Source organism: Sandaracinobacteroides saxicola, assembly GCF_014117445.1.
In the GTDB taxonomy this organism is placed as follows: domain Bacteria; phylum Pseudomonadota; class Alphaproteobacteria; order Sphingomonadales; family Sphingomonadaceae; genus Sandaracinobacteroides_A; species Sandaracinobacteroides_A saxicola.
In genome coordinates, this window is record NZ_CP059851.1 from 1,747,605 (window position 1) to 1,759,369 (window position 11,765).

At 64.5% G+C, this 11,765-nt stretch carries 13 protein-coding genes; 1 reads left to right on the forward strand and 12 read right to left on the reverse strand.

Going from position 1 to position 11,765, the window contains the following annotated elements; all coding sequences use genetic code 11:
* Positions 1-13: 13 nt before the first annotated feature.
* From H3309_RS08725 to H3309_RS08740, 4 genes are all read right to left on the reverse strand, one after another.
* The gene (locus tag H3309_RS08725) at positions 14-1,237 is read right to left on the reverse strand and encodes an MFS transporter (protein WP_182294359.1); all 1,224 of its coding nucleotides are present in this window, start codon (positions 1,235-1,237) and stop codon (positions 14-16) included.
* Between the two features lie 36 nt (positions 1,238-1,273).
* Positions 1,274-3,304: a S9 family peptidase gene (locus tag H3309_RS08730; RefSeq protein WP_182294360.1), complete on the reverse strand. Its 2,031-nt coding sequence runs from the start codon at positions 3,302-3,304 to the stop codon at positions 1,274-1,276.
* Positions 3,305-3,378: 74 nt separating this feature from the next.
* Positions 3,379-3,939, reverse strand: a complete 561-nt coding sequence (locus H3309_RS08735) for a Uma2 family endonuclease (RefSeq protein ID WP_182294361.1) — start codon at positions 3,937-3,939, stop codon at positions 3,379-3,381.
* A 45-nt stretch (positions 3,940-3,984) separates the two neighbouring features.
* Positions 3,985-4,611 (reverse strand): class I SAM-dependent methyltransferase, encoded by a 627-nt coding sequence (locus tag H3309_RS08740; protein WP_182294362.1) that lies wholly within the window; start codon positions 4,609-4,611, stop codon positions 3,985-3,987.
* 170 nt (positions 4,612-4,781) lie between these two features.
* Here H3309_RS08740 and H3309_RS08745 point away from each other — a divergent pair, with 170 nt between their 5' ends.
* Positions 4,782-5,141 (forward strand): hypothetical protein, encoded by a 360-nt coding sequence (locus H3309_RS08745; protein WP_182294363.1) that lies wholly within the window; start codon positions 4,782-4,784, stop codon positions 5,139-5,141.
* A gap of 241 nt (positions 5,142-5,382) precedes the next feature.
* On the opposite strand, the gene groL is transcribed toward H3309_RS08745, so the two are convergent.
* The 8 genes from groL to H3309_RS08785 form a co-directional block, all read right to left on the reverse strand.
* The gene (gene groL / locus H3309_RS08750; RefSeq protein WP_182294364.1) at positions 5,383-7,029 is read right to left on the reverse strand and encodes a chaperonin GroEL; all 1,647 of its coding nucleotides are present in this window, start codon (positions 7,027-7,029) and stop codon (positions 5,383-5,385) included.
* A gap of 45 nt (positions 7,030-7,074) precedes the next feature.
* Entirely contained in the window at positions 7,075-7,362 is a 288-nt protein-coding gene (gene groES, locus H3309_RS08755; RefSeq protein WP_182294365.1) for a co-chaperone GroES, read from the reverse strand.
* 222 nt (positions 7,363-7,584) lie between these two features.
* Positions 7,585-8,262, reverse strand: coding sequence for a hypothetical protein (locus H3309_RS08760; RefSeq protein WP_182294366.1), 678 nt, complete (start codon positions 8,260-8,262; stop codon positions 7,585-7,587).
* Positions 8,259-9,659, reverse strand: coding sequence for a PucC family protein (locus H3309_RS08765; protein ID WP_182294367.1), 1,401 nt, complete (start codon positions 9,657-9,659; stop codon positions 8,259-8,261). Before H3309_RS08765 ends, H3309_RS08760 begins: the two co-directional genes overlap by 4 nt.
* 181 nt (positions 9,660-9,840) lie before the next feature.
* Positions 9,841-10,026, reverse strand: a complete 186-nt coding sequence (locus H3309_RS08770; RefSeq protein WP_182294368.1) for a light-harvesting protein — start codon at positions 10,024-10,026, stop codon at positions 9,841-9,843.
* 10 nt (positions 10,027-10,036) lie between these two features.
* Positions 10,037-10,198, reverse strand: coding sequence for a light-harvesting antenna LH1, beta subunit (pufB, locus tag H3309_RS08775; RefSeq protein ID WP_182294369.1), 162 nt, complete (start codon positions 10,196-10,198; stop codon positions 10,037-10,039).
* A gap of 259 nt (positions 10,199-10,457) precedes the next feature.
* Positions 10,458-10,823: a hypothetical protein gene (locus tag H3309_RS08780; protein WP_182294370.1), complete on the reverse strand. Its 366-nt coding sequence runs from the start codon at positions 10,821-10,823 to the stop codon at positions 10,458-10,460.
* A 36-nt stretch (positions 10,824-10,859) separates the two neighbouring features.
* Positions 10,860-11,753, reverse strand: coding sequence for an SDR family NAD(P)-dependent oxidoreductase (locus tag H3309_RS08785; protein WP_182294371.1), 894 nt, complete (start codon positions 11,751-11,753; stop codon positions 10,860-10,862).
* Positions 11,754-11,765: the final 12 nt, after the last annotated feature.

Below are 11,765 nucleotides of genomic sequence, written 5' to 3' on the forward strand. Positions count from 1 at the left end.
GGTTTGCGCGCTGTCAGACCGGCAGTCCCCGGTGCTCCACCACCCGGCACCAGCGCAGCGCGCCGAAGGCCATCGCGCCCAGCGCGAACGCTGCCGCGAAAATCCACAGCGCCAGCGTGTAGTGGCCTGTTGCATCATAGGTTCGGCCGATCAGCACCGCGCCCAGGCTGTTGCCGGTCAGGGTCGCGCCGAAATAGATGCCCATCAGGGCGGAATAATGCGCCTGCCCCAGGTAACGCGCGGTCATGAAGCCCAGCACGTCGGTTTCTGCCCCTTGCGCCGCGCCGATCAGCACGACCGCCAGGGCGGCGTAGGCGAGGCCCAGCGCCGCCTCGTTCAGCATCAGGCAGCCGAGCGCCGGCACCAGCATGGCGAGCGCCGAAACGAGCGGCGGGTTTACCCGGTCCAGCAGCAGCCCGGTCGTCAGCCGCCCCACCAGGATCGCCGCGGCATAGAGCGACAGCAGCAGCGCGGCGTCGGCGCTGCGCAGTCCCCGGTCTGACAGCATCGGCACCAGCTGGCCGATCAGGCCGGTGCCGCCCAGGTTCACCAGCACCATCGCCGCGAACAGCAGCCAGAAGGCCGGGCTGCGGAAAATCACGCCCCACTGTCGCGGCGCCCGGGCCAGCGCGGCGCGCGCCATCGGCGTGATGGGTTTCCTGGGCATGATGACCAGCGCCGCCACCAGACCCACACCCCACACCAGCGCGGCGACGGTGACAAAGCCGCTGCGCCAGCCCTGCGCGGCAATCACCGCCTCCAGCAGCGGCGGCACCAGGATGCCGGAGATGGAGACGCCGGCAAACACCAGCGCCAGCGCCAGGCCCCTTGCCACGAAGAAGGTGCCCACGATGGGCCGCGCCCAGGTGATCGCCGTGGTGCCGATGCCGCAGAACCCCATGGCGAGCAGCAGCAGCGCATAGCTCCACAGCGAGCCTGTCAGCTGCGTGGCGACAAGATAGCCGCCGCCCAGGAGCACATAGGAGAGGATGGCGACCGGACGCACGCCCCAGCGGTCCGCGGCCAGGCCCACCAGCGGCGACCAGAGCGCAGTGATCAGCGAGATGGCGGAAAGCTGCGCGATCTCGCCGCGGGTCCAGCCGAACTCGGCGCTGAGCGGCAGCACGAACAGGCTGGCGATGGTGGCCCACATCGAGACACCGAAGCCGAGGCCGAGCGACGACCCCGCGACCAGCGGCCAGTGCCGGCGGAATTCGCCCGAATGTGCCTCCCTCATGGCCCCAGCGTAACCGCTGGGGCCGGGAAGAGAAAGCTACTTCAGCGCGTCCGCCAGGCCGGGTGCATATTCGGCGCCGTGCGGGACCTTCGCCGTGGAGGCTCTGACATCGCCGCCGATCGGTTGCGCGCGCCCGCCCAGGCAGCGGGCGAGGAAATTCTCGGTGACGGCGTTGAAGGCGATATTGTTCACCGGCCGCGCGAAGCCATGCCCTTCGTCCGGGAAGAGGACATAGGTGACGGGGATGTTCTTCGCCTGCATGGCGGCGACGATCTGGTCGCTTTCCGCCTGCTTCACGCGCGGGTCGTTGGCACCCTGCCCGATCAGCAGCGGGCGGACGATCCTGTCCGCGCTGAACAGCGGCGAGCGTTCCTTCAGCCAGGCCCGCCCCGCCTCGGTATCAGGATCGCCCATGCGCGCGATCAGCTGTTTGCGGAAACTCTCCCAATAGGGCGGCACGGTGGACAGCAGCGTGCTGAGGTTCGACGGCCCGACGATGTCGACACCGCAGGCAAAGGCGGTGGGCGTGAAGGCGAGCCCGGCGAGCGTGGCATAGCCGCCATAGCTGCCGCCCATGATCGCCACCTTGTCCGCCGTGGTGACGCCATTCTTCACCGCCCACTGGACGCCATCGAGCAGGTCATCGTGCATTTCCCGCCCCCAGGCGCCGTTGCCGGCGTTGACGAAGGCCTTGCCGAAGCCGGTGGAGCCACGAAAATTGACCTGGAGCACGGCATAGCCGCGGTTGGCGAGGAACTGCACCGTGCCGGCGTAACCATAATCGTCGCGCGCCCAGGGGCCGCCGTGGACGAACAGCACCATCGGCACGGGCGCGGCGGGGCGCCCGTCTCCATCGGGATCGGAGGTCGGCGGCAGGGTCAGGTAACTGACCAGCGTCTTGCCGTCGCGGCTGGCGATTTCCACCGGGTGCATGCGGGCGAGCGGCTTGCGCTCCAGCGCCGGGCGGCCCACGAACATCTTCGTCAGCGATTTCGCCTTGCGATCATAGAGCCAGGCGGCGGGCGGCGCATCCGAGGGTTCGGTCGTCACCACCCAGCGGTCGTCCGCCAGCGTGCGGGAGACGACGCTCCACGCGCCCTTGGCCTTGCTGTCCAGGAAGGCGATGTCGTCTTTTACCGCGGGCGACAGCACACGCCAGTCGGCTTTCAGATAGTTGCTGCTCCATGCCTCGATCAGGCCGGTCTTCGGATTGGCCATGACATTGTCGATATCGGCGCGCGCGTCTTCGGCGAGCAGTGTGGCTTTGCCCGTGGTCATGTCCCGGGCGAACAGCGCGGCGGTGTTGCGGCCGCGGCTGTCCAGCATGTACATCGTGCGGTCGTCGTCGCGGAAGCCGATGGCCGCGGTGGTCTGGCTGTCGTCGATGCCGAAGCTGACGAAGGGCTTGTCGGCGACGGTCGTGCCCTTGACCTCGAACCAGTCCTCGCCGCCGGCGGCATTGGGGCGGCTCATCACACGCAGGTTCAGATTGTCATCGGCGACGGCGCTGGCAAAGCCGGTGCCCTCCTTCACCAGCGTCAGCTTGCCGCTGTCGAGATCGAGGCTGTGGATGTCATGCCATTTCGGATCGCGGTTGTTCAGCCCCACAAGGATGCGGTTCGGCACGCGGTTGGAGATGCCGACGATCTGCACCCGGGTCTTTTCGAACGGGGTCAGGGTGGTCTGCTTCCCGGTCTTCACATCCACGCCGTAGAGCAGGAAATTCTCGTCGCCGCCCTTGTCCTGGATGAACATCACCTGCCGGCTGTTCGGTGCCCAGAAATATTGCCGGATCGGGCGCGTCGTCTCGGTGGTGAGCACGCGTGCCTTGGCGGGGTCGGCCGCGGGCGCCACCCAGATGTTCATCACGCCGTTCGACGGCGCCGTCCAGCTGACCCACTGGCCATCGGGGCTGATGCGGGCGTTGGCACGCACGGGGTTGCCGAACAGCACGCTGCGCTCGATCAGCGGCGCGCTGGCCAGATTGGCGGGCGGCACGGCCTGAGACTGGGCGACGGTCGAAAAGGCAAGCGCCGCGAATGCGACGGACAGATGGTGTGAACGCATGAAAATCTCCCTTGGGCGGATGGCCCCCCTCATGCGTGCAGGGTTAGCAGCGGTGTTTCAGCCGCGCAACATGCTCAATCGCGCGCGAAAATCTCGGCGCGGGGGAGTGTGATGTTGAGGGACGGGAGGGGGATGTCGCCCTCCAGCCTCTTGTCGATGCGCCAGCTGTCGGGGCCAAGGCGCTGATGCAGGCGGATGGTTTCGTCAGCGGGATCGATGAACAGGATCATCTCCAGCGAGGCCAGCGCCTCATATTCCTTGAGCTTTGTTCCAAGGTCATTGTCACGGGTGGTCGGCGAGAGGATTTCTGCGATCAGCATCGGGTTGTCGAATGAGGTTTCGGCATCATCGGCCGCGGTGACGCCGCAAACGACGCTGGCATCCGGGTAGCGGACGCTGGAGTCGCTGGTCTTGATGGCCATGTCGGAGCCAAACGGCCGGCATGGCGATCCGCGAAGCCGGCTATGCAGGGCAACGAAAAGATTGCCCTGCACCTGTGCATGCCGTCGTGTTCCCCCCGCCATGGCAACGATCACGCCACGATCCAGTTCGAACTTGCGGTCGCTGGACAATGTCAGCGAAAAAAATTCCTCGACCGTGATCGGTCGGTAATAGGGGTCAGCGCGAGTCGCCATGTCATCGACATAGCGTCTTTGCTGCAGGTGGGCGAGTGGGTCGGTTCAGGCCCCCCTCGCCACCCCCGCCACCAGCGGTGTCAGTTTCGCCAGCGCGCCGAACGCGCGCTCCACCTCTTGGTCGACCGGCGGCAGCTCGAACCCCGCCGCCCGCACCATCGCCGCGGTGTTCCGGTTGAGGTTGCAGCCAACACCGATCACCTTCTGCACCGGGTTCAGCCGCTGCTGCCAACGCTGCCGGGCGGGATCGTCGCTCAGCACATGCTCCAGGAACAGGAACATGCCACCGGGTTTCAGCACGCGGCGGATTTCCGCGAGCACTTGGCGAGGATCGGCGACGCTGCACAGGGTGAGGCAGGTGACGACAGTATCGAAGCTGGCGTCGGCGAAGGGGAGATGCTCGCCGGCGCCCGGTTGGCTGTGGACGGGGATGGGGGATGCGGCGATGGCGGCAGCGGCGCGGCGGTTCATGCCGTGGGAGGGCTCGACGACGGTCAGGCGGGTAACTTGTTCGGGTCGGTAGAATGGCAGGGTGGCGCCGGTGCCGAAGCCGATCTCCAGGGTTTCGCCGCTGGCCTGGGCAACGAGCGCGGCGCGGCGGGCCTGGATGTTGGGATGGCCTAGCAGGCGGTCCAGTGCCCACGGGAAGATGGTTTCGGCGTAGAGGGACATGAGCGGGGGATAGCGGATTGGGGGCGAGGGGGCGAGGGGTATGAGCAAACGCACCTTTATTTTGAGATAAGCTTTTGCTTAATGACATACGACGCGCCTGCGGTTAATAGACTTCCGTAACTGTTGGCATGTGCAAAACGTTCGACGTAAAATTTTTTCAGGTATGTTCGATGGCTATCGCCGACAATTTGATCAGCCAAATCAGTGAAAGCTTTCTAAAGATAGAATCATCGCCGCACTTTTCGGGCGATACCATCTGGCTGACTTTCTACCTCGCAGGGCTGCCTGAACAACTGAAACATGTTGCTGCCATGCTAATTGCAGAGGGCTGGGTCAACGCGGATGGCTGGGACAGCGGGTGGATTTATCCAAAAATAAAAGTTAAGAAAAGTGTAGATTTAATTACGTCATTTTCACAAGTAATAAGCTCACGGTGGCCGAATGACATAATTGTCTATGGTATTGATGCCGATACCTTGTCAGACATGCATAACTCGAAGTTTATTACACTTTATAACTTCACTGATTGATATTCAGAGAACACTGCCTTTTTCTTACGTCACGATGACCTGAAACGCACCGTCCGGTGGCAAAGCCACCGAGTCCGGTGGGAATGGAAAAAGGCAAAAAAAGAGCGGGCAAAGCCCGCTCGTCGGACGTGTCGGTTGTGGGGGGAAGTCCCCCACAACCGCACGCCGGCCGTGATCTCAACGAGTCTGCGCGTTTCAGAAAATCGCGGTGCGATTTTCCTCCAACGCGCAGCCATTTCGATCAGAAATCCATTCCACCCATGCCGCCCATGCCGCCACCCGGCATGCCGCCGGCCGCGGGCTTGTCTTCGGGCAGTTCGGCAATGGTCGCCTCGGTGGTGATCAGCAGGCCGGCGACCGAGGCCGCGTCCTGCAGCGCCGTGCGCACGACCTTGGTCGGGTCAATCACGCCGGCGAGCACCAGATTTTCATAGGTGTCGGTCTGGGCATTGAAACCGCGCGTTTCGTCATTTTCGCGCAGCAGGTTGCCCGCGACGACCGCGCCATCATGGCCCGCATTCTGGGCGATCTGGCGCAGCGGCGTTTGCAGCGCGCGGCGGATGATGTCGATGCCGCGCGTCTGGTCGTCGTTGGCACCCTTCATGCCCTCGAGCGCCTTCGTCGCATAGAGCAGCGCCGTGCCACCACCGGGGACGATGCCTTCCTCCACCGCGGCGCGGGTCGCGTGCAGCGCGTCGTCGACGCGGTCCTTGCGCTCCTTCACCTCGACTTCGGTCGCGCCGCCGACCTTGATCACGGCCACCCCGCCGGCAAGCTTCGCCAGACGTTCCTGCAGCTTTTCCCGGTCATAGTCGCTGGTCGTGGTTTCGATCTGCGCGCGGATCTGCTCGACCCGGCCCTTGATCGTGTCACCGTCGCCGGCACCATCGATGATCGTGGTGTTGTCCTTGTCGATGCGGACCTTCTTGGCCTGGCCCAGCATCGCCAGCGTGACGTTTTCGAGCTTGATGCCCAGATCTTCGCTGATCATCTCGCCCTTGGTCAGGATGGCAATGTCTTCCAGCATCGCCTTGCGACGGTCACCGAAGCCTGGCGCCTTCACCGCGGCCACCTTCAGGCCACCGCGCAGCTTGTTCACCACCAGCGTCGCCAGCGCTTCGCCCTCGACATCCTCGGCGATGATCAGCAGCGGACGTGCCGACTGCACCACCGCCTCAAGAACCGGCAGCAAGGCTTGCAGGTTGCTCAGCTTCTTCTCGTGAATGAGAATGTAGGGATTGTCGAGCTCGACCTGCATCTTCTCGGCATTGGTGATGAAATAGGGGCTCAGATAGCCGCGGTCGAACTGCATGCCTTCCACGACATCCAGTTCGAAATCGAGGCCCTTGGCTTCCTCGACGGTGATCACGCCTTCCTTGCCGACCTTTTCCATGGCTTCGGCGATCTTCTCGCCCACCACGGTGTCGCCGTTGGCGCTGATGATGCCGACCTGGGCGATCTCGCTCGACCCGGCGACCGGCTTCGAGCGCGCCTTCAGGTCCTCGACCACCTTGGTCACGGCGAGGTCCACGCCCCGCTTCAGGTCCATCGGGTTCATGCCCGCGGCCACCGACTTCAGGCCTTCGCGCACGATGGCTTGTGCCAGAACGGTCGCGGTGGTGGTGCCGTCACCGGCGATGTCGTTGGTCTTGCTGGCGACTTCGCGCACCATCTGGGCGCCGATGTTCTGATACTTGTCCTTCAGCTCGATTTCCTTGGCGACCGTCACACCGTCCTTGGTGATGCGCGGCGCGCCAAAGCTCTTCTCGATGACGACATTGCGGCCCTTCGGCCCCAGCGTCACCTTCACCGCATCGGCGAGGATATCGACCCCTTGCAGGATCCGTTCGCGGGCATCACGCCCGAATTTCACTTCCTTGGCTGCCATGTTCTAATTCCTTGAATGTGTGGAAAGTCAGAAGGGTGCGGGCGATTAGCCCATGATCCCCAGAATGTCGCTTTCCTTCATGATGATCAGGTCCTCGCCGTTCACCTTCACTTCGGTGCCGGACCATTTGCCGAACAGGATGCGGTCGCCTGCCTTCACGTCCATCTCGACGCGCGCGCCCTTGTCATCCTTGGCACCCTTGCCCACGGCCACGACTTCGCCCTCTTGCGGCTTTTCCTTCGCGGTGTCGGGGATGATGATCCCGCCGGCGGTCTTTTCCTCGGCCTCGACACGGCGCACCAGCACGCGGTCGTGCAACGGAACAAAGTTCATGTGCTTACCCTCTTCTTTGAATGTCAGATGTTGGCACTCAGCAGGTGCGAGTGCTAACGCAGTTCATCTAGGGGGTGGCCGCTCCATGGTCAAGCTTTCGGGCACATGAATTTCTCATGACCAGCAACCTGTCGACCCGACAGGCGTGAAGCCGTCTCCCGAAAGGCGACGGCTTTCAACAGCGCTGGTGTCAGCTGATAAGGAGGCGGAGCAGTTGTCCGCTCAGTCGCGAACCAGCGTCGGCCCAGGCAGCACCGGCGCGCTGCGCGACAAGGTGGGCAACGGGATGATGGGCTTGTAGCCGCCGCGGCTGCGCGTCAGGGTCGGCAGAGGAATGACCGGTTTGTAGCCGCCGCGACCGCCCGAGAGCAATGGCATCGGGATCACAGGCTTGTAGCCCCCGCTGCCGGACAGCAGCGGCATGGGAATGACGGGCTTGTAGCCGCCGCGCTGCTTGATCAGCAGATGCGATCCCTGCGGACCATCGCCATGCGAGACCGAGGGGATGCCGAGCATCCGCGACAAGGGATCGGGCGTTCGGCTGAGCACGGGGATGCCCAGCGCATCGGAAAAAGGGGCTGCCCGATTGTCGCGGCCGGCAAGCTCGCCGGCATCGGGCCGACCCACAGGACCTGCCTGGTCGAGCGCGGTGGCGACGCTGAGCGCGGTGCCAAGCGGCGCTGCAACGACGACGGCGGTTTGCCCGCTGGCGACACCGGCCATCAATTCGCGTTCGCGGGCCGGCTTCACGCCCAGCGCCCAAAGCTTGCCTCCTGTCATGCCGCCGCCGGGCTGGCCGACCAGCAGTTGCGAGGGCGGAATGCCCAACGGCGCGAGATTGGCAACCGCCCGGTCGGCGGCGCTGCTGTCGGCATAAAGACGGCTGACGATCGTGCTCATGACATGGTCCTTTCCGTGGGACGGCCGAACGAGCGGGCAAGAAGTGGCCGAAGAAGGGGAGCTGCCACCGCCAGAGTGACGCCGAGCAGCAGGATTTCAAGCGCGTAGACCGCATGGTAGCCCAAGGCCTGGTCTCCACTTACCGAGGCGACCAGGTCCCGCAGGATGCCGCCGAGCGCGATCGCCAGACCCGCCGCGGTTGCCTGCGCCGACCCCCACGCGCCCAGCGCCAGGCCGGCCTGCCCCGGGGCGGCGCGGTTCATCGTTGCCGTCAGCGTGCCATGACCAAACAGCCCGGCACCAAATCCGATGGCAGCGGTACCGAACGCGAAAAGGGCGGCGGAATCGAAACTGTCGGCGGCAATGACCGCCACGAAGGCCGGGATCCCGATGCACACGCCTGCGCAGGCGAGACGGAATGCATCGGCGCCGCGGCTGAGAACATGCGAGGCCAGCGCGAAACCGAACAGCCCGCCGACAGCCAGCGCCGCGGTAAGGCGCGTGGTTTCGGCAACCGCGAGCCCGAGGATTTGACCGCCATAGGGTTCGAGCAGGACATCTTCCATGCTGAACGCCATGGTGCCGAGACTGACGATCACAAGATGCCGCAGCGCACCCTCCCCGCCAACCAGCCGCCGCCAGGCGGTTTTGAAGCGAACCACCGGTTCGGGTGCCCGACTGCGCGCCCTGCGCGGTTCCTGTTTCCAGACGGCGACGCCGTTCAATACCGCGGTGAGAAGCGCCGCGGCCTGGATGACCTGAACGAGGCGACCGGGCGAAAAGTCGGATAGCGCCATGCCGAAGGCAAGCGCGCTGACAATCATCCCCAGCAGCAGCATCACATACATCAGGCCGACCACCTGTGGCCGCTTGTCGGCCGGCGCAAGATCGGTGGCGAGCGCCAGGCCGGCTGTCTGCACAATATGCAGGCCGGCACCAACGAGCAGAAAGGACAGCGCGGCCGCGACATAACCGATGATGGGCGGCAGATCGACCGAATGACCGTCGCGGGCCAGCACCAGGATCGCCATCGGCATGAAGGCCAGCCCGCCGAATTGCAGCAGCGTGCCGCGGTAGATGAAGGGGACGCGACGCCAGCCGATTTCCGAGCGATGACGATCGGAACTGTAACCGATGAAGGCGCGAAATGGCGCGAACAGCAAGGGGAGAGAGATCATCACGCCTACGATTGCCGCCGGCACGCCGAGTTCCACGATCATCACGCGGTTCAGAGTGCCGATCAGCAACACCAGCGCCATGCCGACCGACACCTGGAACAGGGACAGCCGCAACAGGCGTGACAGCGGCAGGTCCGGCGTGGCGGCATCGGCGAAGGGCAATGCGCGCGTTCCTAGCCGCATCCATCCGCGCAAGAATTTCTCGCGCATGCCGATCATGAATCGACCATCCGCTATCCCCTGATGATGCCTGAAGACGATGCCCGATTGCTATCGGTCGGCCGAAGACGCGCGGCAATCGATCCGTTGCGGCGGGAATTGGCCATCATTGCCAACTCGCCTTGACCATGCCGGCGCATGGGCGCCGCAACCGAACGGTCGCGACGCCCCGTGCGGAGCATCAGCCAGGCGAATGCGAGGCCGGCGCCGCGGCATGACGCGAGCCGCCGGCCCAATAGTCCTTCATCCAGCTGGTGTTGTTCAACACCGCGAAATGGACCGTGAAAGCCATCAGCGCCACCGCGCCGAGCAGCAGCGGCAAGCCAACGGTTGGGTTGACGACGGTCCAGATACGACCTTGGTTCATGAGGGCCCTCCTACTTCAGCCAGGGAGTGAGCATGTAAGCAAGCGCATGCGCGATCAGCGCGATCACGAAGAACACGCGGGCGCCATCAATCACATGCTTGTGCAGCTCTTCCGATTCACGGATCGTCAGCCCGGTGGGCCAGACCCGATCGGGATCGTCCAGATCACTCATTATGCTTCTCCACCCCGGTGCTGATCAAATCAGCCGTGCCAAGCCCCTGTCGCAGCTGGTTTCCCCATTCCCACCGTCGCTGCCCGGTGGGTGCCGCTCAACCCATGTTTCCATAAGCATCTGCGACATTCTGTACCTGCACCCTGTCAAAGCCGCCTGTCAAGCAATATATACACAAATTGTTGTCATGCTCGCTTGACACTATCTAACCTCTGAATGTCCGTAAAGACTTGGCCGACGCATAGAGCGATCGTGACCGTCAGGCCGGAGCGTGGACGAATGCCCGCCATGCGACATAGGCCAGTGGCAGCAGGCCGATGGCGTCCACCACAGCGATCGTGCGCAATGCCGGCGGACTGCCGCCGGCAAGCCAGAGCATCAGAAAGCCGCCCATGCTGAGCGCCAGGGCAACGCTGCCCAGCCGGCGCGGCGCCGGGTCCACCGCGCACCACAACGCGATCACCACGATCACCAGAAACAGCACCGCGCGATGCTGCATCAGCAGGAACAGCGGGCTGTCCACCGGCAGACAATAAAGGCGCGTCAGCAGCGCCGGGCGGAACAACGCCAGCGCCGGTGTCAGATGCACCAGCGACAGCAGGACCCAGGCGATGCGTTCGATCATCCAATCCCCTTTCGCCAGGCGACGGGGCCCATGCCATCACCCCCGGCTCAGCGCCATCGCTCCCTGGCCGCTGCCGTTCGCCGGTTCCACCATGCCATCCCAACTGCTGATGGCATCAAACTGCGCCGCGACGAATTCGGGGGTCAAATCCTCCGCCCCGGCATGCACACCCCTGGTGATGGTGACATAGGCACGTTCGAACCCGCCGCCGCCGGCATTCAGGATCACATTGGTCGGCGCGCCCTCGCTCACCAGATAGAGGGCGGCGGGCGAGACGGTCTCCGGTCCCATCTTGGCCAGCAGTTCGGCGGGCATCAGATCCTCGGTCATCCGGGTCGCAGCCAGGGGTGCGATCGTGTTGACATGGACGTTGTTCTTCGCGCCTTCGAGGTAGAGCGACTTCATGAAGCCGGTCAGCGCGGCCTTGGCGGCGCCATAATTGGTCTGGCCGAAATTGCCGTAAAGCCCGGTGCTGCTGGTCGTCATCAGGATGCGGCCATAATTGTTCGCGCGCATGCCGTCCCACACCGCCTTGGTGCAGTTGACGCTGCCCATCAGATGCACTTCCACCACAAAGCGGAAGTCCTCCAGGCTCATCTTGGTGAAGCTCTTGTCGCGCAGGATGCCGGCGTTGTTGATCAGGATGTCCACCTTGCCCCAGCGCGCGACCGTCTCGTCGACCATTGCCTGCACCGCTGCGGCATCGGTCACGCTGGCGCCGTTCGCCACCGCCTCGCCGCCGGCGGCCACGATCTCGTCCACCACCGCCTGCGCCGCGCTGACCGAACCGCCGGTGCCATCCCGCGCACCGCCCAGGTCATTCACCACCAGCCTCGCGCCGCGCGCCGCCAGGTCGAGCGCATAACGCCGCCCCAGGCCGCCGCCCGCACCCGTCACAATCGCCACCCGCCCATCGAACCTGATGCTCATGCAAAACTCCCT